A 26,191-nucleotide genomic window follows, 5' to 3' on the forward strand; every position below is an offset into this window, starting at 1 on the left:
GAGCCCCCTTTTCCCTGTCAACGGCCTTTTTGAAAGTTTTTCGACGGAAAGTGCTTTTCGTTTGAAATCAATGCTTTAGCTCGCTGTGGATTATCCGCATCGAACCAACCCGTCATTTGGCTGAGGATTTTCCGAGGTTTCTCGCCTCCGACGCCCGCGGCTCCCCCGAATTAGGCCGTAGCAGGCGATGCAGAAGCCCCGACTGAGGTCTCATCCTTCAAGGTTTCGGCCAGAAAGCCGCTCATCGCGGCCACCGCAGCGCTCGGCCGGCCCGGCGCGAGATGCAGCGCGATCTCGGAAGCGGGCAGCGGCGGCAAGCCGTCGGCAGCGCCCAACAGCTGCAGCCCCGATCTGGCGGTGCCGGCCTTGACGACCGTCAGCGCCGCGCCCGAGGCCGCCACCGCCTCCGCCGCGCCGATGCTCGAGCTGGAGAACAGGATGCGCCAAGGCAAGCCGGCCTCGTTCAACGCCTCCAGCGCCCATTCCCGAAACATGTTGGGCGCCTTCAGCAGGGCGAGCTGCAACGGCTCCTCCAGGGTGAAGGCGGTTCGATCCGAACAGGCCCAGACCGTCTGCTCCCGGCGGAGCACCTCGCCGCGCCCGTCGCCGGCCTTCTGCGTCGCAAGGACGAGGTCGAATTCCTCGCCCAGGCTATTTAGGAGATCGCGGGTGAAACCCGTCGTGACCTCAAGCTCGACATCGGGATGGGAGCGGGCAAAGCGCGCCAGGGTCTCGGGCAGGACGATGGTGGCGTAATCATCCATCACCGCGAGCCGGACGCGGCCGCTGACGCTCTGCGCATTGATGACGTCGAGCGCCTCGTCATGGAGCGCGACGATGCGGCGGGCATAGCCAAGGAACTGTTCGCCCGCGCGCGTGAGGAGAACCTCGTGCGGCGAACGCTGCAGCAGGGTCTGCCCCGCCAGCTCCTCCAGGCGCCGGATCTGCGTGCTGACCGTCGACTGGCTGCGGAACAGCGCTGCTGCCGCACGGGTGAAGCTGCGCAGCTCCGCGATGGTGACGAAGGACCGCAGAAGATCGACATCGATATTGCGCAGCATGCTTGTCACCGAAAACCTCTCTTCCGGCTGTTCATTAAATGAGCGCCGCCGCTTTAGGAAACGCGGGTCACCCCGGGCAAGCGGCGAAGCCGCGCCGATCCGGGATCCATCGAGGGGCGCCTCGCTCTACGATGGATCCCGGATCTCCGCTTCGCTCCGTCCGGGATGACGACGGAGTGGATCTCCGCCATGCGTGGCGCCGATCATGGAAATCGAAGAATTCAATTTTGACGGAAGGCGCAGCGACGATAGTTTGCCGCGCAACGGGACATCAGGAGCCCGAGACCGGAGACGCATGAGATGCCCAGGCTGAGATCCGCCACGTCCACCCATGGCCGCAACATGGCCGGCGCCCGCGGCCTGTGGCGCGCCACAGGCATGAAGGACGGCGATTTCGGCAAGCCGATCATCGCGGTGGTGAACTCCTTCACCCAGTTCGTGCCGGGCCACGTCCATCTCCAGGATCTCGGCCAGCTCGTCGCGCGCGAGATCGAGAAGGCCGGCGGCGTCGCCAAGGAGTTCAACACGATCGCGGTCGATGACGGCATCGCCATGGGCCATGACGGCATGCTCTACAGCCTCCCCTCGCGCGAACTGATCGCCGACAGCGTCGAATACATGGTCAACGCCCATTGCGCCGACGCGATGGTCTGCATCTCCAACTGCGACAAGATCACGCCCGGCATGCTGATGGCTTCGATGCGCCTGAACATCCCGACCGTCTTCGTCTCGGGCGGGCCGATGGAGGCCGGCAAGTTCATTGCCGAGGGCGTGCTGAAGAAGGTCGATCTCGTCGATGCGATGATCGCGGCAGCCGACGACAAATATACCGACGCCGAGGTCGACGTGATCGAGCGCTCGGCCTGCCCGACCTGCGGCTCCTGCTCGGGCATGTTCACCGCCAATTCGATGAACTGCCTGACCGAGGCGCTCGGCCTCGCGCTGCCCGGCAACGGCTCGACGCTCGCCACCCATGCCGACCGCAAGCGCCTCTTCGTCGAGGCCGGCCATCTGATCGTCGATATCGCCCGCCGCTATTACGACCAGGACGACGAGAGCGTGCTGCCGCGCAATGTCGGCTCGTTCAAGGCGTTCGAGAACGCGATGACGCTCGACATCGCCATGGGCGGCTCGACCAATACGGTGCTGCACCTGCTGGCGGCGGCGCATGAGGCCGAGATCGACTTCACCATGGCCGATATCGACCGGCTGTCGCGGCGCGTGCCCGTGCTGTGCAAGGTCGCTCCGGCCGTCGCCAACGTGCATATGGAAGACGTGCACCGGGCAGGCGGCATCATGGCGATCCTCGGCGAGCTCGACCGCGCCGGACTGATCGACACCTCGCTGCCGACCGTCCACAGCACGACGATGGCCGATGCGCTGGCGCGCTGGGACATCACGCAGACCCAGAGCGAGGCGGTTCGCTCCTTCTACAGCGCGGCGCCCGGCGGCGTGCCGACGCAGACCGCCTTCAGCCAGGACCGGCGCTTCGAGGAGCTCGACACCGACCGCGAGGCCGGCGTGATCCGCAATCTCGATCACGCCTATTCCCGGGATGGCGGGCTCGCCGTGCTCTTCGGCAATATCGCGCTCGACGGCTGCATCGTGAAGACGGCAGGCGTCGATGCCTCCATCCTGAAATTCTCCGGCCCGGCCGTGATCTTCGAAAGCCAGGATGCGGCGGTCGAGGGCATCCTCAACCGCAAGGTCAACCCCGGCGATATCGTGCTGATCCGCTATGAGGGGCCGCGCGGCGGGCCGGGCATGCAGGAAATGCTCTATCCGACGAGCTATCTGAAGTCGAAGGGGCTCGGAAAGGCCTGCGCGCTGATCACCGACGGGCGCTTCTCCGGGGGCTCGTCCGGCCTCTCCATCGGCCATGTCTCGCCGGAAGCGGCCGAGGGCGGCGCGATCGGCCTCGTCGAGAGCGGCGACATCATCGCAATCGACATCCCCAACCGCAGCATCTCGCTTGAAGTTTCCGACGAGGAGCTGGCGCGCCGCCGCGCCGCGATGGAAGCCAAGGGCAAGGACGCCTGGAAGCCGGCGGCACCGCGCAAGCGCAAGGTCTCGACCGCACTCAAGGCCTATGCCGCGACGACGACGAGCGCCGCCAGAGGCGCGGTGCGCATGGTCGATTGAGTGTTCCCAGGTCGATCGGCCGGCACAAGCGGCCGATCGACCGTTCATAGAGATCGAATTTCCAAGTCAGCGCCTCGCCAGAGCCAATTCTGCTTTTTGGCATCGCGAGGCGCCCGCGCCGTCAGAATGGCATTGCCCGGGACACACCCTCCCGCCTATTGATCTGCCGAAGATTTGAGCAAATCCGGCTGTCCGCGATGAATACCCAGGCAATCGAACCCCAAGCGACAAAGCGCTGGCGCATGCGGCTGTTTGCACCGATCCTCGCTGGTGCGACTTGGCGCGACCGGCTCGTCGCCTGCTTGGGCGCATTGATCGGCGTCGGCGCGACCGGGCTGATCTGCAGCCTCCTTCTCGGCAACGACCCTCACCTGCCCCTGCTCGTCGCGCCCATGGGCGCCTCGGCCCTGCTCCTCTTCGCCATCCCATCGAGCCCGCTGGCGCAGCCATGGTCGATCATCGGCGGCAACACCGTCTCGGCGCTCGTCGGTTTGCTGGTCGGCCGCTATATCCCCGAGCCGGCCGTCGCCGCTGGTGTCGCCGTCGCGCTGGCGATCGCGGGCATGTCGCTGCTGCGCTGCCTGCACCCACCGGGCGGAGCCGCAGCGCTGACCGCCGCGCTGGGCGGGCCGATCGTCGGCGCTTATGGTCTCGGCTTCGCCTTCGTTCCGGTCGGGCTGAATGCGATCGTACTGACCGTGCTCGGCATTCTGTTCCATCGCTTTTCGAGCCACAGTTACCCGCACCGGTCTCCGGTCGCGGTCAATCCGCATGGCACCAGGGACCTTCCACCGGGTAATCGCGTCGGTTTCAACGAGGCGGATATCGACGCCGCCCTCGATGATCTCGGCGAGACCTTCGACATCGATCGCGAGGATCTCGACCGGCTGCTCCGGCGCGTCGAGATGCATGCGCTTTCCCGGTTCCGCGGCCTGCCGCGCTGCTCCGACATCATGTCCCGCGACATCGTCCGCATCGACCAACACGGAGAGATCGAGACGGCTCGGGCGCTGCTGCTCGAACATGGCATCCGCACGCTGCCGGTCGTCGACCGCGACAATCGCCTGCTCGGCACGGTCGGGTTGCGGGAGCTGACACGAGCGGGCCTGCGCGTCGGCGACGTGATGGCAGCCGCTTATACGGCGCGGCCGGATGCTCCATCCGTGGACCTGATAGCGCCGCTGACGGATGGCCGCCGCCATGCGGTCGTCATCGTCGACGAGGCGGAGCAGCTCCTCGGCCTCGTGACCCAGAGCGATCTCCTCGCAATGCTGCTCAAGCCGCTGCGGCAGGACGCTGCCTGATCAGACAAGCGGTACCGCAAAAAACAGGTCCCCCTTTTCCCCGTCCTGTTCTAGCCTCACGCCAGGATCGGTACGGAGAAACCCGAATGCGGGCCGCAATGGTCGCCCTGACCTGCCTTTTGTCATTCCCGGCTGGCGCTGCCGGCCCGTTCGGCAAGATCGTCGTCGGCAACTGGTCGGGCGGCACCTTCACCAACGACCAGACGGGCGCCTTCTCGCATTGCGCCGTCAGCGCCCACTACAAGAGCGGCGTGACGATGCTGACCTCGGTGACGTCGCAGTTCTCCTGGCTGCTCGGCTTCTCGAAGCCGGAATGGAAGCTCAGGACCGGCGAGACGCTCAGCCTCCGGCTCGTCTTCGACCGCAGCTCGACCATCGATGTCACAGCCAACATCAAGTCTCCGACGCTGGTCACCATCGCGATGCCGGCTCAGTCCGCCCTGATCAACGCCTTCCGGCAGGGGCGCTATCTCGAGCTGGTCGCGAACGATGCCCGTTTCACCTTCGCGCTGACCTCGACCGGCGAGATGCTGCCGGCGCTGGTCGAATGCGTGAAGCAGAGCGCCAATGTGCGCGGACCGACGGCGCCCGGCGCGCCCAATCAGGCACAGCCACGCGAGGCGACCGAGGCGGAACGCACGGCACGGGCCGAGAAGAAGGCGCTGCTGGAGAAGACCCGCGACCTGATCCGCAGCAAGATGCTGGCCTGCATCGGGCGTGAAGGCGCGCCGATGCTTCTGACCGACGAGAAGGCGGAGGTCGTCGCCAAGGCGGCCATGCTGTTCTGCAAGAGCGATGTCGACGCGCTGACAAACGCCACGATCGAGCTGATCGAGACAGAGGAAGGCCGCCCCGCCAATCGCGGCGCTATCCGCGATGCCGCCGAGAGACGCGTTCAGGAGGTGGTGACGGCGCATGTCATCCGCACGCGCGGCGAGATGATCGGCAAGGGGCAGCAGCGGCCCGACAATCCGCCACCGGCGCGGCCGTCCGACCCCGCCTCGCGCCCGTCGCAGATGCTCTGAAACGAAAAACGCCGCGCCTCGCGGCGCAGCGTTTTATGAACGATGGGGGCCTGTCAGGTTTTGGAGGAACCGCGGGTCATCCCGGCCGGAGCAAAGCGGAGAGCCGGGGATGACGCCTTGTTCTGCAAAATCAGCAAGCTCTCGAACGCGCCTCAGCTCTTGAGCTTGGTGTTGCACTGGCTCCAGTAGCCGCCGCCCTTCTCGATCCATTTGAGCTCGCCATTGGCGTTGGCCGCCTTGTTGGCGTTGTACTGGTCGACACAGGTCTTGAGGCGCGCCTTGCCGGCCGTCTCGCTCGAATATTTCTGCGAAACCGCTTTCGGGAAGACAGCGGCCTTCGCCTTGCCGGCCGGCATCGCGGCGGGCTTGGCGGCTGGAGCGGCAGCCGCCGCGGAAGCGGCAGGCTTCGCCGGCTCGGCCGGCATGGCAGCCGCAGCCTCGTCATCGGCGGCATCGTCGTCGCCGCACTGGGCCTTGCGGAAATCGTTCCACTTCTGGCCCTTGAGCGTATTGGCCTTCTTGGCGTCCTGATACTTGACGCCGCACTCCTTCATCGTCAGCGCCGAGGCGGGAGTCACAGCGAAAGAGGCCAGGGCGAAGGCCGAGGCGGATGCGAGAATGAATGTCCTGAACATGACGTTCTCCATGGCAAAGCGTGCTGCCGCCGGATGGCATGCCACTCCGATTTGCGCCCCGAAGCAAGTCCTTTCCGGCGCGCGGATAACCCCTCCGCGGGCAAGATGTTCCTTTTCGGGCAGGCCCTTGCTGGCGCGCTCGAATGAAGTCTGGGCGCCCTCCCGCGCGCCCCTTGCCGGAGCCCCGCGTTTCCCTGCTATATGACGGCCCGCCGAACGACCCGGAGACGATATGGCACGGCCGTCAGACGGCGCGAAGGACCGCGAACTCATCCGTATTCTCACCGAGAATGCGCGGCTGCCGCTGTCGGACATCGCCAAGTCGCTCGGCGTCTCGCGGGCGACGGTGCAAGGCCGCCTCGCCCGGCTCGAGCGCGACGGCGTGATCGCCGGCTACACCACGATCCTCGGCAAGGCGAGCCGCCCGGTCACGACGATCTCCGCCCTCATCCTGATCGAGCTGGAGGTCCGGCAGCAAGGCAGCGTGGTCGCGGCGCTGAAGAAGCGGCCGGAAATCGTGCAATGCCACACGCTGAGCGGCCATTTCGATCTCTCGGTCAAGATCGAGTGCGAGACGGCGAGCGACCTCGACACGATGATCGACTGGATCGCCGAGATGGAGGGCGTCAGGCGGACGACCTCCTCCGTGATTCTGGCGCGGAAATTCGAGCGCTGACCACCTCCGCGCCGATGTCTCTGGCAAGCGCCGTTCGTTTCGCATCGATTTGGGCCATATCCCTGCGGATCGCACGCAAATAGGTGCACGCGTCGGCGATCCGTCCGTTAAAGCGAGCGTCACATGAAGCGATGATCGGCTGGAGGGAGGTGGACCGCCTGCCCGACCCGTCAGGAGATCGCGACATGACCACCCAGAAGCGCATTGCCGTGCTCGGCGCCGGCCAGATCGGCGTCATCATCGCCGGCATGCTGTCCGAGCAGGGCCATGAGGTTACGCTGGCCGATGCCGCGCAGTCGCAGCTCAAGCACGCTGCCGGCGCCCGCTTCGCCACCGCCACCGTCGACGCTTCCGATCTCGACGCGCTGCGGGCATTCCTCAAGGATCGTGACATCGTCGTCAGCGCCTGCCCCTATTTCCTCAACAAGGGCATCGCCAAGGTCGCGGCCGAGACCAAAACCCATTATTTCGACCTGACCGAGGACGTCGCCACCACCTCTTACATCAAGGATCTCGGCGGGACCGCCGATGTCGCGCTGGTGCCGCAATGCGGGCTGGCTCCGGGCTTCATCTGCATCCTCGGCGCCGACATGGCGGCGCGCTTCGAGAACGTCCGCACCATCAAGATGCGCGTCGGCGCTCTGCCGCTCTACCCGACCAATGCGCTCCGCTACAACGTGACCTGGTCGGTCGACGGGCTGATCAATGAGTACTGCAACCCCTGCGAGATCGTCTTCGACGGACAGCCGACGCTGGTTCCGGCGCTCGAAGGCATCGAGAGCGTGATGATCGACGGCGTCGCCTACGAGGCCTTCAACACCTCGGGCGGATTGGGCACGCTCACCGAGACGCTGGCCGGCAAGGTCCGCAACATGAGCTACAAGACGCTGCGCTATCCCGGCCATGCCGAGATCATGAAGCTGCTGCTGCGCGACCTCGAACTCGCCGATGACCGCGAGACGCTGCGCCGCATCCTCAGCCACTCCGCGCCGTTCACCCGCAAGGACGTCGTCGTGATCTTCGTGACCGGCGTCGGCGAGCGCCGCGGCCGCCTCGAGGAGGAGAGCGTCGTGCTGCGCTATGACGGCAATGACGAGCTCGGCGCGATCCAGCTCACCACCGCCGCCGGCTGCGTCGCCATGGTCGAGCTGTTCCTCGCCGGCAAGCTGCCGGCCAAGGGCTTCGTGCGTCAGGAGGATGCGGTCCTCGCCGATTTCCTGGCGACCAAGGCCGGCTCGCGCCTGCTGCGGGAAGCCCGCGGCGTCGATGCGGCTGGCCTGGCACCGACCGTCGCGATCAAGAGCGCCGCCTGACAGCCGGCTCTCCTCCTTGAGAGCATGTTGATCTTACGTAGAAACGCGCCGTCATCCCGGGCTTGACCCGGATCCATCGTAGAACGCCGTGCCCTCCGATGGATTCCGGATCGGCGCCGCTTCGCGGCTTTTCCGGAATGACGGCGTGTTCCCGTAAAAACGAAACAAGCTCCCAACAGTCAGGCTCTGCCGGTCAGAGCCTGACGCCCAGGCCGCGCAATTCGCTGCGCAGGTCGATGGGTTCGACGAAGTGCACGGCCTGCATGCCGACATCGCGGGCCGCCACGATATTCTTCTCGCTGTCGTCGACGAAGATGCAGTCGCCGGCGTTCAGGCCGTAGCGGCCGAACAGCACCTCGTAGATCGCGGGATCGGGCTTGAGGAGCTGCTCATGCGCCGAGACGACGACGCCGTCGAAGCTCTGCAGGAACGGGAAGCGGATCAGGCATTCCGCCCATTTCTCACGCGAGAAATTGGTGATGGCGTAGACGCTGTCGCCCCGCGCCTTCAGCTCCTCCAGCACCGCGACACTGCCGGCGATCGCCTCGGGGATGCTGTCATGCCAGCGCTCGTCATAGGCCTTGATCTCGCGCTCCCATTCCGGATGCTCAGCGACCAGCGAGGCCACCGCCTCCTCCCAGGAGCGGCCGCGGTCCTGCTCGATGTTCCAGGCCATGGTACAGACGTTCTGCATGAACCAGTCGAGCCGCTGCGGATCAGGGATCAGCGCGCGGTAGATCAGCCGCGTATCCCAGCGCAGCAGGACATTGCCGACATCGAAGACGACGGTGGGATTGCTGGAAGCCATCGTGAAATCCGCTTGAAAAGGGGCGGCAGGACAACTCATTCACGCGCTTGTGTCCAGATGTGCAGGACAGGGACCGACCCCATCGTTTATGCGGAGACATGAGCTCTCGCACAGGAAAAACGCCCGCAAAGGCGTGGCTGCCATGGACCGACCGCCAGGGCCGCTTCTCGGGCCTGCGGGCAGCGACTTTCGCGCTACTGTTCGTGCCGGCTCTGATGCTGCTCTACGCGGCCTGGATGCATCAGCTGGGGTCGAAGCCCTGGACGCAGGCGATCCACCAGACCGGAACCTGGACGGTCCGGCTGCTCGTCATCACGCTCGCCGTCTCGCCTTTCCGGCGGCTGTTTGACTGGGGCAAGCTGATCGGCATCCGCCGCATGCTCGGCCTCGGCGTGATGGCCTACGCGCTCGGGCATCTGACGCTCTACTGCATCGACATGGCGTTCGACTGGGGCTTGATCGTCTCCGAGATCGTCAAGCGCTTCTACCTGACCATCGGCTTCGTCGCGCTGCTCGGCCTGGGCGCGCTGGGCGCAACCTCGACCGACGGCATGATCCGCAGGCTCGGCAAGAACTGGCAACGCCTGCACAACCTGATCTATCCGATCGCGATGCTGGCCCTGCTGCATTTCGCGCTGCAATCCAAGATCGACGTGACGGAACCCGTGTTGATGAGCGGCCTCTTCGTCCTGCTCATGCTCTATAGGGGGCTTTACCGCTGGAAGCTGCCCATCTCGGCCCCGATGCTGGCGGGAACGGCAATCCTTGCCGGCCTCATCACCGCCTGCCTGGAGGCGGCGTGGTATGCGCTGACTTCCGGCGTCTCGGCCTGGCTCGTCTTCCAGGCCAATGCCGATATCCTGATCTACCAGGACTATGTCTCGGTTCGGCCCGCGCACTGGGTCATGCTGGCCGGGCTTCTGGTCGCGGTCGGCCAGGCCCTGCGCGCACGCAAGCCCCGCCCGCCCAGGCAGGCGCGCCAGCCGGCTGCGGCGTGAGAAAAACTTTCCATGTTTCGACATCTTCCAGATGGAAAGGGTTTCCCCCTCTCGCCCTCATGTTTTAACCCTATGGGATGCCTGACGATCCTCACGCCCAGCCCACGGCCGATGTCGTAGAAGCCGAGCTCGCCTCGGAGGGCATCGGGCCTACGGATAACCGGGTGTCGCCCTTCGTCCCGCTGCAACAACCGATCTTCCGCGCCGTCTGGTTCGCGAGCCTCGCCTCGAATTTCGGCGGTCTGATCCAGGCTGTCGGCGCCTCCTGGATGATGGCCTCGATCTCGCCCTCGGCCGAGATGGTGGCGCTGGTTCAATCCTCGACCACCTTGCCGGTGATGCTGTTCTCGCTGGCGGCCGGCGCGATCTCAGACAATTACGACCGCCGCAAGATCCTGCTGACCGCCCAGGTCTTCATGCTGCTGGTCTCCATCGCGCTGGCGATCGTGGCCTGGTTCGGTCTGATCTCACCCTGGCTGCTGCTGACCTTCACCTTCCTGATCGGTTGCGGCACGGCGCTCAACAACCCGGCATGGCAATCCTCGGTCGGGGACATGGTGCCACGCCGCGACGTGCCGGCGGCGGTGACGCTCAACAGCGTCGCCTTCAACATCGCCCGCAGCGTCGGGCCGGCGATCGGCGGCGCCATCGTCGCGGCAGCCGGCGCGGTGGCCGCCTTCGCCATCAATGCCGTGAGCTATATCCCGCTGCTCGTCGTGCTGGCGCGCTGGGAGCCGCCCAAGGTCGAGCGCCTGCTGCCGCGCGAAACGCTGCTCATCGCGATGGGTGCCGGCGTGCGCTATGTCGCGATGTCGCCCAACATCCGCGCCGTCATCCTGCGCGCCTTCGTCTACGGTTTCGGCGCCATCGTCGGGCTGGCGCTGCTGCCGCTGATTGCGCGCGATCTCGTGCGCGGCGGCCCCCTGACCTATGGCGTGCTGCTCGGCGCCTTCGGTGCCGGCGCGGTCGGCGGGGCCTTCATGAGCGCCCGGCTCAGGCGCGCGATGAGCACGGAAACCCTGGTTCGCTCCACCTTCGCCGCCTATGCCACCGGCGTCATCGTCATCGCGCTGAGCAAGACCATCTGGCTGGCGATGGTGGGCCTGTGTGTCTGCGGCGCCTGCTGGGTGCTGGCACTCTCGACCTTCAACGCCACGGTGCAGCTCTCCGCCCCGCGCTGGGTCGTCGGGCGGGCGCTCGCGACCTACCAGATGGCGGCGTTCGGCGGCATGGCGATGGGGAGCTGGGCCTGGGGCCGCTCGGCGCAGCATTTCGGCGTTGAGAAGGCCCTGCTGATCTCGGCTGTCACGCTGCTCTTCGGGGCGGCGCTCGGGCTGCGCTACCGGCTGCCGCCCCTGGAGGCCCTCAATCTCGACCCGCTCAGCCGCTGGCGCGAGCCGAAGGTCGCGGTCGATATCGAACCGCGCTCCGGACCGGTGATCGTCACCGTCGAGTACATCATCAAGCCGGAGGACATCGTCGCCTTCCTGAACGTGATGACGGAACGGCGCCGCATCCGGCGCCGCGACGGCGCCCGGCACTGGGCGCTCCTGCGCGACCTGACCGATTCGACGCTCTGGTTCGAGCGTTACGACAGCCCGACATGGGTCGAGTATGTCCGGCAGAACCAGCGTGTCACCCAGGCCGATGCCGAGATCGGAGAGCGGGTCCGCGCGCTGCACAGCGGCCCGAACCCGCCGGTGGTCCATCGCATGATCGAGCGGCAGACGACCTCGCTGCCGCAATCGCCGGCCAGATCTCCGACGCTCGCCGACTCGCTGGCCGACTCCTCGCGGCCGGCCTGACCCTCAAAGGCTCAGCCGACGATCCAGAGGCCGGCGAGGCCGACCAGCCCGACGATGATCCGCCACCACGCGAAGGGCGCGAAGCCGCGCTTCGAGACGAAGTCGAGGAAGCTGCGCACCACGATCAGCGCCGAGAAGAAGGCCGCGACGAAGCCGACGACGATCAGGATGCCGTCGTCGAAGGTCAGGAACTTGTAGCTCTTCAGCAGGTCGTAGGCGAAGGCGCCCGCCATGGTCGGCATGGCGAGGAAGAAGGAGAACTCGGCGGCCGCGCGCTTGCTGGCACCGAGCAGCATGGCACCGACGATGGTCGAGCCCGAGCGAGAGACGCCGGGGACCATGGCGAGGCACTGGATCAGCCCGATCTTGAAGTACATCGGCAGCGGGAAGGCAGTGGCGTCGGTGTGCTTCTCCTGCAGCTCGAGTTCGTCGACGACGAGCAGGATCAATCCGCCGGCGATCAGCGTGCAGCAGACGATGAAGGGGTTGAACAGCACGGTCTTGATGAAGCCGTGCAGGATGGCGCCGATAACCGCCGCCGGCAGGAAGGCGATCAGCACGCCGATGACGAAGCGCCGCGCCGAGGGATCGCTCGGCAGCCTGAGCGCGATGTCGAGCAGGCGGCGGAAATAGACCAGCAGGATCGCCAGGATCGCGCCGAGCTGGACCAGGACCTCGAAGGTCTTGCCGTTCGATTCGAAGCCGAGGAAGTGGCCGAGCAGGAGCAGGTGGCCCGTCGACGAGACCGGCAGGAACTCGGTCAGGCCCTCGACGATGCCGAGGACGAAAGCTTCGATCAGGTTCTGCATGGAGGAAGGCCCTCGTGCGACTTCGGAAGGCGCCGAGCGGGCGCGTAGAGACGTTCGACCGGCTTACGCCCAGCTCTTTGCAAATTGGTTACCACTTCGCGAAGCAGCCCATGCAAATTGCGGGCTTCCGCATCGCGGCGGGTTGTGGCGCTTTTCGGGCATGATTATAGCAGGCCCCTGTCGCCTATCGGGCCTCTGCAAGCCCGGCGGCCCTGCTTCCGTCGCATTTTGCCTGCTTCACAGTCTTCATGAGTGCCATGGCGACCCTGTATCATTACCCGCTATGCCCGCATTCGCGTTTCATCCGTCTCGTTCTCGGTGAGTTCGGCATGGAGGCCGAGCTGGTCGAGGAACGCGTCTGGGAGCGCCGACGGGAATTCATCGAGCTCAATACGGCGGGCACCACGCCCGTCTTCCAGGAGCAGAACGGGCTGGCCGTGCCCGGCGCCGGGCCGATCTCGGAATATCTCGACGAGACGCGCGGGCTGGCGCTCGGCGACCGGCGCCTGCTGCCGGAGGGGCCGGGCGAGCGTGTCGAGGTGCGCCGCCTGCTCGACTGGTTCAACGTCAAATTCCACGAGGAGATCACCGCCCCGCTCGTGCTGGAGAAGGTGATGAAGCGGTTCATGAGCCGCGACGAGGGCGGCGGTCCGCCGGAAATGAGCGCGATCCGCGCAGCGCGCGCGAATGTGCGCTATCATCTGCGCTATATCTCCTGGCTGGTGGCCAAGAGGAACTGGCTTGCGGGTGAGCAGCTGAGCTATGCCGATCTCGCGGCGGCGGCGCATCTGTCCTGCGTCGACTATCTCGGCGACGTGCCCTGGGAAGAGGATGAGGCGGCTCGCGCATGGTATGCGAGGATCAAGTCGAGACCGAGCTTCCGGTCGTTGCTGAGCGACCGGGTGCCGGGCATGGCTCCGAGCGCCCATTACGACAATCTGGACTTCTGAGCGGCGAAAAGCTCAAGCGCGCCGTCGCCCGGCGGGCTCGCGACGAAGGCTTCGTCCTGATGCGCGTGGCCGCCGCCGATGCGATCCCGCAGGCGCCGGAGCGCCTCGAAGCCTGGCTCGCGAATGGCTATCAGGGCGAGATGGGCTGGATGGAGGATCGCCGCGACCAGCGCGCCGATCCGCGCCAGCTCTGGAGCGAAGTCCGCTCCGTCATCATGCTCGGCATGAACTATGCCGGCGAGGGCGACCCGCTCGCCATGCTCGCCCATCCCGACAAGGCGGCGATCTCGCTCTATGCTAGAAGGCGCGACTATCACGATGTCATCAAGGGCAAGCTGAAGAGCGTCGCGGGTCTGCTGGCCGCGCGCGGCGGCGCCGACGTCAAGGTCTTCGTCGACACGGCACCGGTCATGGAGAAGCCGCTAGCGCAGGCGGCCGGGCTCGGCTGGCAGGGCAAGCACACGGTGCTGGTCTCGCGCGAGCACGGTTCCTGGCTGCTGCTAGGCTCGATCTACACCACGGCGGAGCTGCCGGCGGACGCGGCAGAGCAGGACCATTGCGGCTCCTGCCGGCGCTGCCTCGACATCTGCCCGACCGACGCCTTCCCGGCGCCCTACCAGCTCGATGCGCGCCGCTGCATCGCCTACCTGACCATTGAGCACCAAGGCCATATCGACGCGGATCTACGCGCCGGCATCGGCAACCGCGTCTTCGGCTGCGACGACTGCCTCGCCGTCTGTCCCTGGAACAAGTTCGCGCAGGCGGCGCAGGAGACGCGGCTAGCCCTGAAGGAAGAGCTCGACGGGCTCGAGCTTGCGGCGCTCGCCCGCCTCGACGATGCGAGCTTCCGCACGCTCTTTGCCGGCACGCCGGTGAAGCGCACCGGCCGCGATCGCTTCCTGCGCAATGTCCTCATCGCGATCGGCAATAGCGGGCGGGCTGATCTGATCGACAGCGCCCTGCCCCATCTCGCCGAGCCCTCCCCGCTCGTCCGGGCCATGGCCGTATGGGCGCTGGGCCGGCTCGACCCGGAACGCGCCCGCCAGCACGCTGCCGCCGCGTTGCGCGACGAGAGCGATCCGCAGGTGCGCGCCGAATGGCACGCGCTCACGCCTGAAACGGAAGACGCCGCATGAACATCCTGATCCTCGGCCTCGGCTATTCGGCCGGCTTCTTCGCGCGCGCCGCGCTGGCGCGGGGATGGGAAGTCACCGGCACCGTCCGCTCGGCCGAGAAGGCGGCGGAGCTCAGCCGCGAGGGCATCCGAACACTGGTCTTCGGCGGCTTCGCCGTATCGTCGGCGCTGGGCAAGGCGGTGGCTGAGGCCGATGCGGTTCTGGTCTCCGTCCAGCCGGCCGAGGATGGCGACCCGGCGCTCGGGTCCTTGCGCGCCGCGCTCGCCGCGGCCCCGAACCTGCGCTGGATCGGCTATCTCTCCACGATCGGCGTCTATGGCGACCAGGGCGGCGCGTGGATCGACGAGGCCATGCCACCGGCTCCAACAAACGCCCGCACCCGCCAGCGCATCGCGATCGAGGACGCCTGGCTGGCGCTCGGGCGCGAGAGCGGCAAGCCGGTTCAGATCTTCCGCCTCTCCGGCATCTACGGGCCCGGCCGCAACGCCATCGCCAAGCTGCGCGAGGGCAAGGCGACACGGCTGATCAAGCCCGGCCAGGTCTTCAACCGCATCCACGTCGACGATATCGCCGGGGTGCTGATGGCCTCGCTGGCGCAGCCGCGGGACGGCGCGATCTACAACGTCACCGATGACGAGCCGGGGCCGCCGCAGGATGTCATCACCTTCGCTGCGGAACTCACCGGGCTGCAGCCGCCGCCCGAAATCCCGTTCGAGCAAGCCGCACTCTCGCCGATGGCCGCGAGCTTCTACGGCGAGAGCAAGCGCGTCTCGAACGCATTGGTGAAGCGGGAACTAGGCTACGACTTCCGCTACCCGACCTATCGCGAGGCGCTTCGCGCCATGGCCGCAGCCGGCGAATGAGGCCGCTCAGGCGGCGTGACGCGAAGTCTCGCCGCCATAGTACTCGGCATAGCGCTTGTCGATCGCGGAAACCGGCAGCACGACGAGCACGTCGGTGGTCCCGAACTGGCGGTCGATGACCGCGCCGGTGCCGAAGCGCGCGCCAATCCGGAGATAGCCCTTGATCAGCGGCGGAAGCTGCTTGAGCGCGAGCTTGGCGTCGATCATCTCCGGTGACAGGCGGTCCATGCCGACATAGTGCTCGGCGCGCGCGATCGCAGCCCAGTCGCCTTCCGAGCGGGCCTGATGGTGCAGGAAGCTCAGCGGCAACGCCAGCGCCTCCGGGTCGGTGCCATCGAAGGAGGCGCAGCCGAACATCGCATCGATGCGATGATGCTGGAGATAGGCCCAGATACCGGACCAGAGCAGCTCCACCGTCCGCTTGGTACGGTAGGGCTTCAGCACGCAGGAGCGGCCGAGTTCGAGGAAACGCTGGCCCGGATGGCGCGCCAGCATCGGCGCGAGATCGAACTCGCCCTGGGTGTAGAATCCGCCAAGCCGCTCGGCCGCGCTCTGGCGCATCAGCCTGTAGGTGCCGACGACTTTGGGCTTGATGCCGCCGAAGCGCCCGCGCGCGGCGTGGTCGATGACGAGGAGATGGTCGCAGGCCTTGTCGAAGCGATCGGCGTCGCGGCGGAACATGCGCGAGACGACATCGGGCTTGGCCGACATTTCCTGATAGAAGACACGGTAGCGCAGGCGCTGCGCCCGCCAGATCTCGCGGGGGCCGCGCGCCAGGCGCACTTCGAGCGAGCCGAGCCGGCCGAGCGTACCCGAAAGCGGCGGCGCCTCGCCCGGCTCTCCGCCGAAGCGGCGCCTCTTTCCGCCGGTGATCAGCATCAGCGGAGCGAATCGCGAGAACCGATTGCCGGCTGACAACCGTGAAGGCAGCGCGTTCTTGCTCTCAGAAACGTGCAGTGCCATCGCGCATCTCGTCCCTCAGCCGCGTTCGGCCTTGAGGTAGGCTTGCTCCGAGCATCTTACAACTTCGCGACAAAACTGCGTCGAAGCGATGACGGATATCAAGCCGAGAGGCTACCGGCCAAGGGCTGGGACAATCTTTCCAGCCAGCGCAGCAGGGCGGCGCGCTCCAGCGGCTTGGCGAGGCAATCGTCCATGCCCGCGGCCAAGGTGGCCTCCCGGTCGGCATCGGCGACATTGGCGGTCACCGCGACGAGCGGCAACGCACCGGTGCGGCCAAGCCGGCGTTCGAGCGCTCGAATCGCGCGGGCGCAATCGAGCCCGGTCATGACCGGCATGCGCACGTCGAGCAGGGCGAGAGCGAGGGCCGGAGCCGTCCCGGCGAAGCTCGCCTCGACGCGCTGCAGCGCCTCGCGCCCGTCGCGAGCCCAGAAAGCGGTGCAGCCGAAGCGCTCGAGCGTCCTGACCACGAGCAGCGCGTTGATCTCATTGTCCTCGGCAACGAGCACGGTGAGCCCGGCTCCGGGCAGCCGACTCGCGGCTGGGTGAGCGCTCGCGGCCTCGGCCCGCGCCGGCAAAGCGTGCGGAAAGCCGGCTCCAAGCCGTTCATAGAGCGAGCGAGCGCGCACGGGCTTGATCAGGAAGCCCGAGAAACCTGCCGCCTGCGGCGCCCCGAACTGCCGCCGTTCGAGGGGCGACAGCAGAATCAGGCAATCGCGAATTCCCGCTGCCTGAACGGCCGCCGCGAGATCCTTCGCTGGCGCATCTCCGAGCGCATGGTCGATCAGCACGGCCGTCGGCGGCGTCTCGCCGATCAGCTTCACGCGCGCAGCCTCGAAAGTCGTGGCGATCGAGACCACGGCCCCTGTCGCCCGGATCGTTTCCGCCAGGAAACGCACAGCAAAGGGAGCGGGCGAGACCAGCAGGACGTGCTGATGCGGCCAGTACGGGATGACGGGACGCGCAGCGTCCGCGGCGACCGCAAGCGGGAGCGTGAGGCGGAAGACCGCCCCCTCGCCCAGCCGGCTTTCGGCCCTGACCTCGCCCGCCATCAGGCCGACGAGGCGCCTGACGATGGCAAGGCCGAGGCCGGTTCCCGACTGCCTTATGCCGGAACCATGCTCCAGCTGCTCGAACTCGCCGAAGATGGCGTCGAGCCGGTCGGCGGGAATGCCGGGCCCGGTATCGGCGACGACGATCTCGATGCCTTCGCCCACTTGCCGAAGACTCAGGCCGACGCCACCCGCTTCCGTGAACTTCACCGCATTGCCGACCAGGTTGAGCAGAATCTGGCGCAGGCGGTCGCGGTCGCCAACGAGGCGCGTCGGCAGGTCGGGTGCAATATGGGCGGCGAGCTCGATGCCCTTTGCCTGCGCGCGCGGGGCCATGAGTTCCGCCACCGTCTCGACCAGCTGGACGACTTCGAAGGGCTCCTCGACCAGCTCGAGCTTGCCAGCCTCGACCTTGGCGAAATCGAGGATATCGTCGACCAAAGCGAGCAAGGCCTCGCCGGACGTCCGCAGCGCCTCGATATAAGTCGCCTGCTCGGGATCCGGGCCGGTATCCGAGAGGAGATCGGCCATGCCGAGAATGCCATTGAGCGGCGTGCGGAATTCATGGCTGACGGTGGCGAGGAAGCGCGATTTCGCCTCGCTCGCCGCCTCTGCCCGGGCGTGCGCCTCGACGATCGCGTCCTCGCTTGCGATCCGGGCCGAGATATCGCGGCCTACACGCTGGATGAGCGTGCGACCGTCGCCTCCCGGAACCACCGTCTCGATCCAGGAGATCCAGCGTTCGCCCTCATAGGTCGCGAGGCATTCGTCGAAGCTGCGCGCGCCGCCGTCCAGCAACTGCACCGGCCGGTTGGCGAGCTGCGGCAGCTGCATCTTGCTGCCGACGAGATCGGTCTCGCTCGCACCGAACAACACCGCATAGGCGCGGTTGGCATAGACGATGCGGGCGCCATCGCGTCTGACGATGAGATCGCCCTGTGCCTCGATCAGGCTGCGGTAGCGCTCCTCGCTATCGGCGAGGCTCCAGAGCCGGTCGTTGAGATCCTCGGTATCGCGAACCAAACCGGCGACCTGCCAGCGCAGCCGCCCGCGCTGCAACAAAAGCCGCGCGACCAGCGCGCATAAAGCGAGCGCCGCACCTCCGAGGATGAGCCATGACCAGAGCGAAGAAGCCATGCTCTTCGATCTAGCGGCCTTCCCTTGAAAAATGCGCCCGGGAACGGCTTAGATTCGCTTGTCCGCCTTAGGCGTCGATTAACCCAACCGATCAAGCCGCCTGAACGAGCTGCTCCCCACGCGAGCGATAGGACAGCGCCTCCGCCAGATGCAGGCGCCCGACCTTGGCCTCGCCATCGAGATCGGCAAGCGTGCGGGCGACCTTGAGAACACGGTGATAGGCCCGCGCCGTCAGGCGCATCGCCTCGGCCGCATCGCGCAGCAAGGCGAGGCCGGCATTGTCGGGCCGCGCGATCTCCTCCAACACCGGCACGGGGCAGGCCGCGTTGGTGGTGACATGACCAAGGCCGCGCTGGGCCAGGCCCAGCGCCTCGAAGCGCGCGACCTGGAGCCGGCGCGCCGCCGCGACCCTTGCCGCCACCGTGGCCGAATCCTCCCCGGTCGCAGGCAGGATGAGATCGGCGGCCGTGACGGCGGGGAGGTCGATCGCGAGGTCGATCCGGTCGAGCAGCGGGCCGGACAGCCTGGCCTGATACTGTGCCATGCAGCGCTCGTTCGGCTGGCGCCGGCAGGCGAAGCCGGGCTCCGTCGCCTTGCCGCAGCGGCACGGATTCATCGCCGCCACCAGCTGGAAGCGCGCAGGATAGGAGGCGCGATGGTTGGCGCGGGAGATCAGGACATCGCCGGTCTCCATCGGCTGGCGCAGCGCGTCCAGAACCTGGGGCTGGAACTCCGGCAATTCGTCGAGGAAGAGCACGCCATGATGCGCCAGCGACACCTCTCCGGGCCTGGCATGCAGACCGCCGCCGACGAGCGCCGCCATCGAGGCCGAATGGTGCGGCGCCCGAAAGGGGCGGCGATCGGTGAGCGCTCCCTCGGCGAGATGGCCGGCAACCGAGAGCACCATCGAGACCTCGAGCAGCTCGCGCGGCGAAAGCGGCGGCAGGATCGAGGGCAGCCGGCTCGCCAGCATCGATTTACCGGCGCCGGGAGGACCGTTCATCACGAGGTTATGTCCGCCCGCCGCCGCGATCTCCAGCGCGCGGCGAGCACTCTCCTGTCCCTTGATATCGGCGAGATCGGGCAGGAGGCCGCCCTGGCGGGCGACGGCAGGTTCCGGCCGCGCCATCACCTGCGTGCCCTTGAAATGGTTGGCGAGCTGGATCAGCGAGCGCGGCGCGAGGATGTCGATATCGGCTGCTGCCCAGGCCGCTTCCGGGCCGGAGGCGAAGGGGCAGATCAACCCCTGCCCCCTGGAATAGGCCGCGATCGCCGCAGGCAGGACGCCCGCCACCGGCGTGATCGAGCCGTCGAGCGCGAGCTCCCCCAGCACGGTATAGCCGGCGAGCGCGTCGGGTGGGATGGCGCCGATCGCCGCCATCACGGCGAGCGCGATCGGCAGATCGTAATGGCTGCCTTCCTTGGGCAGGTCGGCCGGCGCCAGATTGACGGTGATGCGCTTGGCCGGCAGGGCAAGACCGGAGGCGATGAGCGCGGCGCGAACCCGCTCGCGGCTTTCGGCCACCGCCTTGTCGGGTAGCCCGACCAGGATGAAGGCGACACCGCCGGGCGAAACCTGCACCTGAACATCGACGGCGCGCGCCTCGATGCCCTCAAACGCCACCGTCGCGACCCGCGTCACCATTTCGGCCCAGCCCCGTTCCCCATGGGAACGCTAGCCGAGCTTCAACGACAACGCAAGAACATACCAAGAACCAGAGGAGGACTGCCTTTGCCCTCCCCTTGGTCAGGCCTCGACGCCGACCCCGATCTGGCAGGCGACGCCCGTGCCGCCCAGCCCGCAATAGCCGGCCGGGTTCTTGGCGAGATATTGCTGGTGATAGTCTTCGGCGAAGTAGAACGTCGGCGCCTCGCGTATCTCGGTCGTGATCGGGCCGTAGCCGCCCGCCTTGAGCGATGCCTGGTAGGCATCGCGCGACTGCTCGGCAGCGGCCTTCTGCTCGTCGCCATAGGTGTAGATCGCGGAGCGGTACTGGGTGCCGATATCGCCACCCTGGCGCATGCCCTGGGTCGGATCGTGATTCTCCCAGAATATCTTCAGGAGATCCTCGTAGGAGATTTTTTCCGGGTCGTAGACGACCAGAACGACCTCGGTATGGCCGGTCAGGCCGCTACAGGCCTCCTCATAGGTCGGATTCGGCGTGGAACCGCCGGCATAGCCCACGGCCGTGACCCAGATGCCCTCGCCGCTCTGCCAGAACTTGCGCTCGGCACCCCAGAAGCAGCCGAGCCCGAAGACCGCCTTGCGGGTGCCCTCCGGATAGGGGCCCGCCAGCGCGCGTCCATTGACGAAATGGGTTTCCGCGGTGGGGATGGCCGTAGGCCGGCCGGGCAGCGCCTCGGCAGCGGTGGGAATCTCGGTCTTCTTGCGCAAAGAGAACATGGGTTGCTCCGTCCATTCGAGCCTCGGCGCCTATGTAAGCCTCCCGCAGCCATTCGCACAGGGGCTTGCACGAACCGAAGCCTTCACCGACGCGTGACGATGCCGATCTGTGGCTCCGGCTGCCGCCCCAGCCACAGCAGCGCAAATCCGAGGAGAAGCGCGGCAAGCGCGGTCGGCGCCCGCATCACGGAGAGCAGCATCGGATCCCAGAGCAAGGGGTGGATGTTGCGCTCGATGGCCGGCTGGATCAGCGCATAGCGCTCGTGGATGACCGCGGTCAGCGTCTCGCTGACGGCCGTGAACCGCAGGGCGGAGTTCGCGATCGAACGGGCCCCGTCGATCACCAGCACGACGAAGCCGGCAGCGATGCAGAGATACCCCACCAGCCGTAGAAGAAACCGCACCGTCCACTCCTCGTCGCAGTTCAACACTCGCGCCGGCATGAACTCAACCGGTCACCGCGCCCTGCGTCCAGATGTGCCCATCCAGGCCCGGCAGCGCAACCGAGCGCCGAAGATTTACCGAGATTGTGCAAAACGCAGCATCTCGGGCCTTGAAAGATGATGACGCGGCGGTCATAAGCAGCGCGCCGGACAGGTGGCCGAGTGGTTGAAGGCGCACGCCTGGAAAGTGTGTATACGGGAAACCGTATCGCGGGTTCGAATCCCGCCCTGTCCGCCAGCAATATCCAAGCAAATCATTGATTTAATTACATTTGCAAATGAGGCAGCAATATCTGCATGCCTCCGCGACTGCGATCTGGTGAAACCGGTGCGCTCGCGCGTGCAATTGCGCGCACTTCAAAGTCCCGGTTGCGCCATTAGCGGGCATCGAGACCGAATCCGGAAACGCGCATTCAAACTCTGGCCGGCGAAAGCCATGCGACCCGCAGACGACGTCAGTCGGCTTGTCATTCTGGCATCAGCACGAACTCCGGCGGAAAGTCGGGCGCACTACATCCGACTTCGGGTTCAGCCCATTTCCTGAAGCATTTGCGCTAAATCAAACCTAGCGATGCGCGTGCATTCCGAATGCCAAAACTGTGTAGACAAGCTCCGCCAAATCCATATTCTCTTTTTTCGATCTCTAATCTGGCGACGGCGCGATTTATGAACGCCCGAACGCGAAAGGACCGGAGATGGCGACCGAGTCTGCGCGGGCGAGCGGCCCAGCGACCACCACAGAAGAGCCCACGAGGCGAGCCGAATTCCTGGCTTTCCTGACCTTGGCGGTGCTGATCTGGCCGATCATCGCGGTGGGAGTGGTCGGCGGCTACGGGTTCCTGGTGTGGATGTTCCAAATCATTCTCGGCCCACCTGGCCCGCCGCATTGAGGACGGGCCAATGGAACGGGCTGCCATCGATCGCGGACGCCGCAACTTCCTGACAGGCCGGCGCCTCTCATTGCCCGACAAGGTGCGCCCGCCTTGGTCCCGTACGGCGTCGATCGCGGCGGCCTGCACCGGTTGCGGAGCCTGTGTTCCTGCTTGCCCGCAGCACATCATCGCGCTCGACGAGGCCGGCCGGGCCGCCATCGACTTCACCGGGAGCGAGTGCAGCTTCTGCGGCGCCTGTGCCGATGCCTGCCCCGAGCCGGTGTTCGACCGTGCCATCCCCGCTTTTGAGCATCTGGCCGTGATCGGCCCGCAATGCTTCGCCGGCCGCGGCATCGTCTGCCAGAGCTGCGGCGATGTCTGCCCTGAGGCGGCGATCCGCTTCCGCCCGCAGCTCGGCGGGCCTGCGTTGCCGGAGCTGGCGGCAGATCGCTGCAGCGGTTGCGGCGCCTGTATCGCGGTCTGCCCGGCGCAGGCCGTCGCCGTATCACCCCGCAGCCTGGAGGCAGCAGATGGCTGAAGAGTCGGGCCGCCGCTTCCATCACATATCGAGCGCCGTGGTCTCGGCCCTGCCGGCGCGCGTCGATGCCGTGCTCGCCAGCATCCGCGAGCTGCCGGAGACCGAGGTGCACCGAGTCGAGAACGGCAAAATCGTGATCGTGCTGGAGGGATCGAGCACCGGCGTGATCGGCGACCGCCTGGCTGCCATCAGCCTGATCGACGGGGTGCTGTCGGCCAACATGGTGTTCGAGCAGATCGAAGACCTCGAAAGCCTCGACGACATTGGAGTAGACCCATGACCCTGTCCCGTCGCGAGATGCTGAAGGCGCATGCAGCCGGCGTTGCCGCGCTCGCCGCCAATATGAGCGTTCCCGCCGAGGCCCAGCCGGTGACCGGCGGCGTCGACAGCCTGCAGATCAAATGGTCGAAGGCGCCCTGCCGCTTTTGCGGCACGGGCTGCGGGGTGATGGTCGGCGTCAAGGAAGGGCGTGTCATCGCCACGCACGGCGACATGAAGGCCGACGTCAACCGCGGCCTGAACTGCATCAAGGGCTATTTCCTCTCCAAGATCATGTACGGCAGCGACCGGCTGACCCAGCCGCTGCTGCGCAAGAGGAACGGCGTCTACGCCAAAGACGGCGAGTTCACCCCGGTCTCATGGGGAGAGGCCCTCGACACCATGGCCGCCAAGGCCAAGGAGACGCTCAAGGCCAAGGGCCCGACCGCGCTCGGCATGTTCGGCTCCGGCCAGTGGACGATCTTCGAGGGCTATGCCGCGACCAAGCTGATGCGGGCCGGCTTCCGCTCCAACAATCTCGACCCCAACGCCCGCCACTGCATGGCATCGGCCGCCTACGCCTTCATGCGCACCTTCGGCATGGACGAGCCGATGGGCTGCTACGACGATTTCGAGCATGCCGACGCCTTCGTGCTCTGGGGCTCCAACATGGCGGAGATGCACCCGATTCTATGGACGCGGGTGACGGATCGCCGCCTCGGCCAGCCGCATGTGAAGGTCGCGGTGCTCTCGACCTATACCCACCGGAGCTCCGATCTCGCCGACATCCCGATCGTCTTCAAGCCGGGCACCGACCTGGCGATCCTGAACTACATCGCCCACCACATCATCTCGACCGGCCGGGTGAACAAGGACTTCGTTGACAAGCATACGACCTTCGTGAAGGGCGCGACCGAGATCGGCTATGGCCTCCGGCCGGACGATCCGCGCGAGGTCAAGGCGAAGAAGGCGGCCGATGTCGGCGCCACGACGCCCATCGATTTCGAGGCCTATGCCGCCTTCGTGAAGGACTACACGCTGGAGAAGGTCTCGTCCCTGACCGGGGTCGAACCCGGCTTCCTTCAGCAGCTTGCCGAGCTCTATGCCGACCCCAAGCGCAAGGTCACCTCGTTCTGGACGATGGGCTTCAACCAGCATGTGCGCGGGGTCTGGGCGAACCAGCTCGTCTACAACCTGCATCTGCTGACCGGAAAGATCTCGGAGCCGGGCAACAGCCCCTTCTCGCTCACCGGCCAGCCCTCGGCCTGCGGCACGGCGCGCGAGGTCGGCACCTTCGCGCATCGCCTGCCGGCGGACATGGTCGTGACCAATCCCGAGCACCGCAAGCATGCCGAGGAGATCTGGCGCATTCCGCACGGCATCATCCCGGAGAAGCCCGGCTACCATGCCGTCGAGCAGGACCGGATGCTCAAGGACGGAAAGCTGAATTTCTACTGGATTCAGGTCAACAACAACCTTCAGGCCTCACCGAACAACGCCAACGAAGCCTATCCCGGCTACCGCAATCCGGAGAACTTCATCGTCGTCTCGGATGCCTATCCGACAGTGACGGCAATGGCTGCCGATCTCATTCTGCCCGCGGCGATGTGGGTCGAGAAGGAAGGCGCCTACGGCAATGCCGAGCGGCGCACCCATGTCTGGCACCAACTCGTCCAGGCGCCAGGCGAGGCGCGCTCCGACCTCTGGCAGCTCATGGAGTTCTCGAAGCGCTTCACCACCGACGAAGTCTGGCCGGCGGAGATCCTCGACGCCAATCCGAACTATAAGGGCAAGACGCTGTTCGACGTGCTGTATCGCAACGGCCAGGTCGACCAGTTCGCAGCGAGCGAAATCGACGCGGAATACGACAATTTCGAAGCCAAGAACTTCGGTTTCTATGTCCAGAAGGGATTGTTCGAGGAGTATGCGACGTTTGGCCGAGGTCATGGCCACGACCTCGGTCCTTATGATCTCTATCATCAGGTCAGGGGGCTGCGCTGGCCGGTGGTCGACGGCAAGGAGACGCTCTGGCGCTATCGCGAGGGGCTCGACCCCTATGTGAAACCGGGCAAGGGCGTCGAGTTCTACGGCAACAAGGACGGCAAGGCCCGGATCATCGCGGTCCCCTACGAGCCGCCGGCGGAATCGCCCGATGGCGAGTACGATTTCTGGCTCGTCACCGGCCGCGTGCTGGAACACTGGCATTCGGGCTCGATGACCATGCGCGTGCCGGAGCTCTACAAAGCCTTCCCGGGTGCGCGATGCTTCATGCACCCCGAGGACGCCCGCAAGCGCGGGCTCAACCAGGGTGCCGAGATCCGGGTGATCTCTCGCCGGGGCGAGATGCGCACCCGCGTCGAGACGCGGGGACGCAACCGCATGCCGCCAGGCGTGGTCTTCGTGCCCTGGTTCGACGCAAGCCAGCTCATCAACAAGACGACGCTCGACGCCACTGACCCCATCTCCAAGCAGACGGATTTCAAGAAATGCGCGGTCAAGATCCTCGCGGTCTGAGCGTGATGCGCTCGCGGGCCGTCGTTGGGGCCGCCATGGCGGCGTGCCTCGTTCTCGCTTTCGGTGCCGCGCTCTCGCAGGAGGGCGCGCCAGTGAAGATCGTCCCACGCCTGACCGGCACCTCCGATCCGATGGCGCTCGACCGGGTGCCCGCTCTCGGCCGGCCGATCGTCGACGACGTCAAGCGCATGCGGAACTATCCGGAGCAACCGCCGGTGATCCCGCACGCCATCGATGGCTACCAGCTCACGGTCAACACCAACCGCTGCATGGACTGCCACAAGCGCGAGTTCACGGAAGGCTCGGGCGCGCCGATGATCAGCATCACCCATTTCCAGGACCGGGATGGGCAAGTGCTCTCCGACGTGACGCCGCGGCGCTATTTCTGCACCGCCTGCCACGTTCAGCAGACCGACGTCCCGCCGCTGGTCCAGAACCAGTTTCAGGACGCCAAAGACATTGGCCGAAAGCCATAGCGGGGCGAGACG

The 26,191-nt window shown here is 66.4% G+C and carries 24 protein-coding genes and 1 tRNA gene; 16 read left to right on the top strand and 9 right to left on the bottom strand.

What is annotated here, in order from left to right:
* Positions 1 to 170: 170 nt before the first annotated feature.
* Positions 171 to 1,061, bottom strand: a complete 891-nt coding sequence (locus tag AC2FAN_RS05855; protein ID WP_485173063.1) for a LysR substrate-binding domain-containing protein — start codon at positions 1,059 to 1,061, stop codon at positions 171 to 173.
* A gap of 300 nt (positions 1,062 to 1,361) precedes the next feature.
* Between AC2FAN_RS05855 and ilvD the strand changes: the two genes are divergently transcribed.
* The 3 genes from ilvD to AC2FAN_RS05870 all read left to right on the top strand — a co-directional run bounded on the left by ilvD (position 1,362) and on the right by AC2FAN_RS05870 (position 5,532).
* A complete protein-coding gene (gene ilvD / locus AC2FAN_RS05860) occupies positions 1,362 to 3,203 on the top strand; it encodes a dihydroxy-acid dehydratase (protein WP_485173064.1) in 1,842 nt (613 codons plus the stop codon).
* 242 nt (positions 3,204 to 3,445) lie between these two features.
* Positions 3,446 to 4,507, top strand: coding sequence for an HPP family protein (locus AC2FAN_RS05865; RefSeq protein ID WP_485173065.1), 1,062 nt, complete (start codon positions 3,446 to 3,448; stop codon positions 4,505 to 4,507).
* A gap of 86 nt (positions 4,508 to 4,593) precedes the next feature.
* Entirely contained in the window at positions 4,594 to 5,532 is a 939-nt protein-coding gene (locus AC2FAN_RS05870; protein WP_265051812.1) for a hypothetical protein, read from the top strand.
* A gap of 152 nt (positions 5,533 to 5,684) precedes the next feature.
* On the opposite strand, the gene AC2FAN_RS05875 is transcribed toward AC2FAN_RS05870, so the two are convergent.
* Positions 5,685 to 6,167 carry a hypothetical protein gene (locus tag AC2FAN_RS05875; RefSeq protein ID WP_265051811.1) on the bottom strand — a complete coding sequence of 161 codons (483 nt, stop codon included), beginning with the start codon at positions 6,165 to 6,167 and terminating at the stop codon, positions 5,685 to 5,687.
* Positions 6,168 to 6,399: 232 nt separating this feature from the next.
* Here AC2FAN_RS05875 and AC2FAN_RS05880 point away from each other — a divergent pair, with 232 nt between their 5' ends.
* The gene (locus tag AC2FAN_RS05880) at positions 6,400 to 6,843 is read left to right on the top strand and encodes an Lrp/AsnC family transcriptional regulator (RefSeq protein ID WP_476807325.1); all 444 of its coding nucleotides are present in this window, start codon (positions 6,400 to 6,402) and stop codon (positions 6,841 to 6,843) included.
* A 185-nt stretch (positions 6,844 to 7,028) separates the two neighbouring features.
* Positions 7,029 to 8,156, top strand: a complete 1,128-nt coding sequence (locus AC2FAN_RS05885) for a saccharopine dehydrogenase family protein (RefSeq protein WP_485173066.1) — start codon at positions 7,029 to 7,031, stop codon at positions 8,154 to 8,156.
* A gap of 193 nt (positions 8,157 to 8,349) precedes the next feature.
* Here AC2FAN_RS05885 and AC2FAN_RS05890 read toward each other — a convergent pair whose 3' ends face one another.
* A complete protein-coding gene (locus AC2FAN_RS05890) occupies positions 8,350 to 8,964 on the bottom strand; it encodes an HAD family hydrolase (protein WP_485173067.1) in 615 nt (204 codons plus the stop codon).
* A 98-nt stretch (positions 8,965 to 9,062) separates the two neighbouring features.
* Between AC2FAN_RS05890 and AC2FAN_RS05895 the strand changes: the two genes are divergently transcribed.
* A complete protein-coding gene (locus tag AC2FAN_RS05895; protein WP_485173068.1) occupies positions 9,063 to 9,962 on the top strand; it encodes a protein-methionine-sulfoxide reductase heme-binding subunit MsrQ in 900 nt (299 codons plus the stop codon).
* 164 nt (positions 9,963 to 10,126) lie between these two features.
* The gene (locus AC2FAN_RS05900; RefSeq protein WP_485173069.1) at positions 10,127 to 11,767 is read left to right on the top strand and encodes an MFS transporter; all 1,641 of its coding nucleotides are present in this window, start codon (positions 10,127 to 10,129) and stop codon (positions 11,765 to 11,767) included.
* Between the two features lie 11 nt (positions 11,768 to 11,778).
* Here the strand turns inward: AC2FAN_RS05900 and AC2FAN_RS05905 are convergent, their stop codons facing one another.
* Entirely contained in the window at positions 11,779 to 12,576 is a 798-nt protein-coding gene (locus AC2FAN_RS05905) for an undecaprenyl-diphosphate phosphatase (RefSeq protein ID WP_485173070.1), read from the bottom strand.
* A gap of 257 nt (positions 12,577 to 12,833) precedes the next feature.
* Between AC2FAN_RS05905 and AC2FAN_RS05910 the strand changes: the two genes are divergently transcribed.
* The 3 genes from AC2FAN_RS05910 to AC2FAN_RS05920 are packed head-to-tail and all read left to right on the top strand — an operon-like array spanning position 12,834 to position 15,525.
* Complete coding sequence (locus AC2FAN_RS05910) at positions 12,834 to 13,526, top strand: glutathione S-transferase family protein (RefSeq protein WP_265051804.1); 693 nt, start codon at positions 12,834 to 12,836, stop codon at positions 13,524 to 13,526.
* Entirely contained in the window at positions 13,424 to 14,662 is a 1,239-nt protein-coding gene (gene queG / locus AC2FAN_RS05915) for a tRNA epoxyqueuosine(34) reductase QueG (protein ID WP_485173071.1), read from the top strand. Before AC2FAN_RS05910 ends, queG begins: the two co-directional genes overlap by 103 nt.
* Positions 14,659 to 15,525 (top strand): SDR family oxidoreductase, encoded by an 867-nt coding sequence (locus AC2FAN_RS05920; RefSeq protein ID WP_485173072.1) that lies wholly within the window; start codon positions 14,659 to 14,661, stop codon positions 15,523 to 15,525. The genes queG and AC2FAN_RS05920 overlap by 4 nt, the downstream gene beginning before the upstream one ends.
* 6 nt (positions 15,526 to 15,531) lie before the next feature.
* Here AC2FAN_RS05920 and olsB read toward each other — a convergent pair whose 3' ends face one another.
* From olsB to AC2FAN_RS05945, 5 genes are all read right to left on the bottom strand, one after another.
* On the bottom strand, positions 15,532 to 16,404 hold the full coding sequence (olsB, locus tag AC2FAN_RS05925) for a l-ornithine N(alpha)-acyltransferase (RefSeq protein ID WP_476807328.1): 873 nt from the start codon (positions 16,402 to 16,404) through the stop codon (positions 15,532 to 15,534).
* Between the two features lie 182 nt (positions 16,405 to 16,586).
* Positions 16,587 to 18,674, bottom strand: coding sequence for an ATP-binding protein (locus AC2FAN_RS05930; protein WP_485173073.1), 2,088 nt, complete (start codon positions 18,672 to 18,674; stop codon positions 16,587 to 16,589).
* Positions 18,675 to 18,765: 91 nt separating this feature from the next.
* Complete coding sequence (locus AC2FAN_RS05935; protein WP_265051800.1) at positions 18,766 to 20,319, bottom strand: YifB family Mg chelatase-like AAA ATPase; 1,554 nt, start codon at positions 20,317 to 20,319, stop codon at positions 18,766 to 18,768.
* Positions 20,320 to 20,421: 102 nt separating this feature from the next.
* On the bottom strand, positions 20,422 to 21,078 hold the full coding sequence (gene msrA, locus AC2FAN_RS05940) for a peptide-methionine (S)-S-oxide reductase MsrA (protein WP_265051799.1): 657 nt from the start codon (positions 21,076 to 21,078) through the stop codon (positions 20,422 to 20,424).
* Between the two features lie 83 nt (positions 21,079 to 21,161).
* Positions 21,162 to 21,482: a hypothetical protein gene (locus AC2FAN_RS05945; RefSeq protein WP_485173074.1), complete on the bottom strand. Its 321-nt coding sequence runs from the start codon at positions 21,480 to 21,482 to the stop codon at positions 21,162 to 21,164.
* A 187-nt stretch (positions 21,483 to 21,669) separates the two neighbouring features.
* On the opposite strand from AC2FAN_RS05945, the gene AC2FAN_RS05950 reads away from it, so the two are divergent.
* The 6 genes from AC2FAN_RS05950 (at position 21,670) to AC2FAN_RS05975 (ending at position 26,179) form a co-directional block, all read left to right on the top strand.
* A tRNA-Ser gene (locus tag AC2FAN_RS05950) sits at positions 21,670 to 21,759 on the top strand.
* Between the two features lie 457 nt (positions 21,760 to 22,216).
* On the top strand, positions 22,217 to 22,411 hold the full coding sequence (napE, locus tag AC2FAN_RS05955) for a periplasmic nitrate reductase, NapE protein (protein ID WP_265051782.1): 195 nt from the start codon (positions 22,217 to 22,219) through the stop codon (positions 22,409 to 22,411).
* Between the two features lie 10 nt (positions 22,412 to 22,421).
* Entirely contained in the window at positions 22,422 to 22,931 is a 510-nt protein-coding gene (napF, locus tag AC2FAN_RS05960) for a ferredoxin-type protein NapF (protein ID WP_485173075.1), read from the top strand.
* On the top strand, positions 22,924 to 23,211 hold the full coding sequence (locus AC2FAN_RS05965; protein ID WP_485173076.1) for a chaperone NapD: 288 nt from the start codon (positions 22,924 to 22,926) through the stop codon (positions 23,209 to 23,211). Before napF ends, AC2FAN_RS05965 begins: the two co-directional genes overlap by 8 nt.
* On the top strand, positions 23,208 to 25,703 hold the full coding sequence (gene napA / locus AC2FAN_RS05970; RefSeq protein ID WP_485173077.1) for a periplasmic nitrate reductase subunit alpha: 2,496 nt from the start codon (positions 23,208 to 23,210) through the stop codon (positions 25,701 to 25,703). The genes AC2FAN_RS05965 and napA overlap by 4 nt, the downstream gene beginning before the upstream one ends.
* Entirely contained in the window at positions 25,676 to 26,179 is a 504-nt protein-coding gene (locus AC2FAN_RS05975) for a nitrate reductase cytochrome c-type subunit (protein ID WP_485173078.1), read from the top strand. Before napA ends, AC2FAN_RS05975 begins: the two co-directional genes overlap by 28 nt.
* Positions 26,180 to 26,191: the final 12 nt, after the last annotated feature.

The organism is Allobosea sp. RIT-PG3_2 (assembly GCF_057321085.1).

Excerpts from the sequence above, each read along its gene's own strand:
- AC2FAN_RS05965 (WP_485173076.1), top strand. The coding sequence starts at position 22,924 with ATGGCTGAAGAGTCGGGCCGCCGCTTCCATCACATATCGAGCGCCGTG.
- napF (WP_485173075.1), top strand. The coding sequence starts at position 22,422 with ATGGAACGGGCTGCCATCGATCGCGGACGCCGCAACTTCCTGACAGGC.
- AC2FAN_RS05855 (WP_485173063.1), bottom strand. The coding sequence starts at position 1,061 with ATGCTGCGCAATATCGATGTCGATCTTCTGCGGTCCTTCGTCACCATC.
- olsB (WP_476807328.1), bottom strand. The coding sequence starts at position 16,404 with ATGCTGATCACCGGCGGAAAGAGGCGCCGCTTCGGCGGAGAGCCGGGC.
- AC2FAN_RS05870 (WP_265051812.1), top strand. The coding sequence starts at position 4,594 with ATGCGGGCCGCAATGGTCGCCCTGACCTGCCTTTTGTCATTCCCGGCT.
- napE (WP_265051782.1), top strand. The coding sequence starts at position 22,217 with ATGGCGACCGAGTCTGCGCGGGCGAGCGGCCCAGCGACCACCACAGAA.
- queG (WP_485173071.1), top strand. The coding sequence starts at position 13,424 with ATGGTATGCGAGGATCAAGTCGAGACCGAGCTTCCGGTCGTTGCTGAG.
- AC2FAN_RS05905 (WP_485173070.1), bottom strand. The coding sequence starts at position 12,576 with ATGCAGAACCTGATCGAAGCTTTCGTCCTCGGCATCGTCGAGGGCCTG.
- AC2FAN_RS05865 (WP_485173065.1), top strand. The coding sequence starts at position 3,446 with ATGCGGCTGTTTGCACCGATCCTCGCTGGTGCGACTTGGCGCGACCGG.
- AC2FAN_RS05890 (WP_485173067.1), bottom strand. The coding sequence starts at position 8,964 with ATGGCTTCCAGCAATCCCACCGTCGTCTTCGATGTCGGCAATGTCCTG.
- AC2FAN_RS05920 (WP_485173072.1), top strand. The coding sequence starts at position 14,659 with ATGAACATCCTGATCCTCGGCCTCGGCTATTCGGCCGGCTTCTTCGCG.
- AC2FAN_RS05975 (WP_485173078.1), top strand. The coding sequence starts at position 25,676 with ATGCGCGGTCAAGATCCTCGCGGTCTGAGCGTGATGCGCTCGCGGGCC.
- AC2FAN_RS05935 (WP_265051800.1), bottom strand. The coding sequence starts at position 20,319 with ATGGTGACGCGGGTCGCGACGGTGGCGTTTGAGGGCATCGAGGCGCGC.
- ilvD (WP_485173064.1), top strand. The coding sequence starts at position 1,362 with ATGCCCAGGCTGAGATCCGCCACGTCCACCCATGGCCGCAACATGGCC.
- msrA (WP_265051799.1), bottom strand. The coding sequence starts at position 21,078 with ATGTTCTCTTTGCGCAAGAAGACCGAGATTCCCACCGCTGCCGAGGCG.
- AC2FAN_RS05875 (WP_265051811.1), bottom strand. The coding sequence starts at position 6,167 with ATGTTCAGGACATTCATTCTCGCATCCGCCTCGGCCTTCGCCCTGGCC.
- AC2FAN_RS05885 (WP_485173066.1), top strand. The coding sequence starts at position 7,029 with ATGACCACCCAGAAGCGCATTGCCGTGCTCGGCGCCGGCCAGATCGGC.
- AC2FAN_RS05910 (WP_265051804.1), top strand. The coding sequence starts at position 12,834 with ATGGCGACCCTGTATCATTACCCGCTATGCCCGCATTCGCGTTTCATC.
- AC2FAN_RS05895 (WP_485173068.1), top strand. The coding sequence starts at position 9,063 with ATGAGCTCTCGCACAGGAAAAACGCCCGCAAAGGCGTGGCTGCCATGG.
- AC2FAN_RS05930 (WP_485173073.1), bottom strand. The coding sequence starts at position 18,674 with ATGGCTTCTTCGCTCTGGTCATGGCTCATCCTCGGAGGTGCGGCGCTC.
- AC2FAN_RS05880 (WP_476807325.1), top strand. The coding sequence starts at position 6,400 with ATGGCACGGCCGTCAGACGGCGCGAAGGACCGCGAACTCATCCGTATT.
- napA (WP_485173077.1), top strand. The coding sequence starts at position 23,208 with ATGACCCTGTCCCGTCGCGAGATGCTGAAGGCGCATGCAGCCGGCGTT.